The sequence below is a fragment of the Lactobacillus nasalidis genome, from assembly GCF_016587775.1.
Taxonomy (GTDB): domain Bacteria; phylum Bacillota; class Bacilli; order Lactobacillales; family Lactobacillaceae; genus Lactobacillus; species Lactobacillus nasalidis.
Window position 1 is genome coordinate 1 of the sequence record NZ_BOCG01000681.1, and the last position, 2,621, is coordinate 2,621.

2 protein-coding genes and 1 pseudogene are annotated in these 2,621 nt (G+C 56.6%); all 3 read left to right on the top strand.

Features of this window, described 5'->3' with window-relative positions; translation table 11 throughout:
* Positions 1-196 (top strand): annotated as a pseudogene (locus tag lacNas_RS12980) (single-stranded DNA-binding protein); the annotation flags it as partial.
* A gap of 26 nt (positions 197-222) precedes the next feature.
* Positions 223-459: a 30S ribosomal protein S18 gene (gene rpsR / locus lacNas_RS12985; protein WP_003612635.1), complete on the top strand. Its 237-nt coding sequence runs from the start codon at positions 223-225 to the stop codon at positions 457-459.
* Between the two features lie 138 nt (positions 460-597).
* Entirely contained in the window at positions 598-2,619 is a 2,022-nt protein-coding gene (locus tag lacNas_RS12990) for a DHH family phosphoesterase (protein ID WP_201336000.1), read from the top strand.
* The last annotated feature ends 2 nt before the right edge of the window (positions 2,620-2,621 follow it).

The window sequence follows — 2,621 nt, forward strand, 5'->3', positions numbered from 1 at the left end:
CAACTCCGGATTTGGCGGCGGCAGCGGCTACGCCAACAACGCCTTCGGCAACCCAGCCCAGTCAAACGGGCCTGCTAATGCCGGATTCAATGAAGATAACAAGAAAGACGACTTTTCCGGCGGAGACGCGAACACCAACCCGTTCGACGGCTCTGACGGATCAATCAACGTCTCAAATGACGATCTTCCATTTTAAAATTACACAAGAAAGGATCTGAAGACATGCCTCAACAAAGAAGAGGTGGTCGTCGTCGCCGCAAGGTTGACTTCATCGCAGCCAACCACATCGACTACGTAGACTACAAGGATGTTGATCTGTTGAAACGTTTTATCTCAGAGAGAGGTAAAATCTTGCCACGTCGTGTCACTGGTACTAGCGCTAAGAACCAACGCAAGGTTGCCAACGCTATCAAGAGAGCCCGGATTATGGGCCTCCTGCCATTCGTAGCTGAAGACTAAGCAGCAGGATCAATAAGCAAATAAAGAGACCGAAGGAGCTGGACTCCTCCCGGTCTCTTTTTCTTTTCTGTTTTGCCACAGGCAGCAATAGGTTATAATGGAAATAGTTTAATCTGCTTTGAAACGTGGAAGAATTTTATGAAAAACTTTTTACACAAACTTGAATTGCCAGAATTCGTCCGAGATTCCAGATTAATCATTGCCTTCTGCAGCATCGGCTTTTTGACGCTGCTGAGCACGGTTGTTGCCTTTTTCATCAACCGGATCTTCGGGGTGGCCCTTCTGCTGGTCTTGATCGTGGATGTCTTTTGGGTCGTTTTCGGCGTTTACATTCTCGCGAAAAACACCAACAACTATGCCGCCAACCTCTCCTACCGCATCAAGCGGGGAGAGCAGGAGGCCATGATCAAGATGCCGCTGGGCATTCTGCTTTACGATGAGTCCCAGCACGTGCAGTGGGTCAATCCCTACCTGCAGCTGTACCTGGGCGACCAGGACGCCATCGGCAAGACGATCACCGCGGTTGACCGGAAGCTGGGCAAACTGGTCGGCGAGGCACTGGAATCGCAGACTTCGGAAAGCCGGGTGGTCAAGTGGGGGGACCATCAATTTGAAATGGTGGTCCAGGACAGCATCGGGGTCATCTACCTGCTGGACATCACCCGCTACGCGGACCTGGCCGACAAGTACCGGGCCGAGCGCCTGGCCATCGGCCAGATCTTCATCGACAACTACGATGAGCTCAGCGAGCGGATGCATGACCAGGAACTGGCCCGGACCAGCACCTACCTGCAGACGACCCTGAACGACTATGCCAAGAAGTTCAAGGCCTACCTGAAGCGCATTGACGAGGACCACTTCCTGCTGCTGACCCACCTGCAGGATCTGGAAAAGATGGAAGAGGACAAGTTTTCCGTCTTGGACAAGATCCGCCTGGAGACCAGCCGGAACAACACCCCGCTGACTTTGTCGGTCGGGATTGCTTACGGGGGCGAGTCTTTGCGGAAGATCGCCAACCAGGCCCAGGCCAACCTTGACCTGGCCCTGGGCCGGGGCGGGGACCAGGTGGTCCTCAGGGAACTGGGCCAGGTCGCCCGCTTTTACGGCGGCAAGTCCAACCCAATGGAAAAGCGGACCCGGGTCCGGGCCAGAATGGTTTCTCAGGCCCTGGGCGAGCTTTTCAAGGACGTGGACCAGGTCTTCGTTCAAGGGCACCAGCGGCCCGATATGGACTCTGTTGGCAGCGGGATCGGGGTGGTCAAGATCGCCCGCCTGCATGGGGTCAAGGCCCACTTTTTGCTGGACACGGCCCACTGCAACTATGACGTTGACCGCTTGGTCAAGAAGATGCAGGCGGCTGACCCGCAGCTGGACCTGTTCATCAGTCCGGACGAGGCCAACGCGGTCGTGACGGACAACTCGCTTTTGGTCATGGTGGACCACTCCAAGTATTCCATCACTTACGACCAGAAGCTCTACGACCGCTTGAAGAACCGGATCGTGGTAATCGACCACCACCGGCGGGGGGAGGAATTCCCGGAGAACCCGATGCTGACTTATGTCGAGCCTTACGCTTCCTCGGCCAGCGAGCTGGTCACGGAAATGGTCGAGTACCAGCAGCCGGCTGAGGACAACCGGGTGTTGACCAACCTGGAAGCCACGGCCATGCTGGCCGGGATCACGGTCGACTCCAAGGAGTTCTCCCTCAGAACGGGGACCAGAACCTTCGACGCGGCCAGCTACCTGCGGTCGATCGGGGCCAACTCGTCGCTGGTCAGTGAGCTTTTGAAGGAAGACATTTCCAGCTTCCTGGTCAGAACCCACCTGGTGGCCAGCCTGCAGATGCTGCGGCCGCAGATGGCGATCATGCAGGGGCCGGAAAACAAGGTGATCGACCCGATCCTGACGGCCCAGGCTGCCGATACGGCGCTGGACTTGGAAGGGGTCTCGGCCTCTTTTGCCATCACCAGAAGAAGCAGCGACAGCGTCGGCATCTCTGCCCGGTCGATGGGCCACATCAACGTTCAGGTGATCATGGAGAAGCTGGGCGGGGGCGGTCACTTGTCCAACGCGGCGACCCAGATCAAGAACGTGACGGTCGAACAGGCCGGCCAGCAGCTGCTGGCGGCAATTGACGAATACCTGGAAGAAAACAGTTAGAA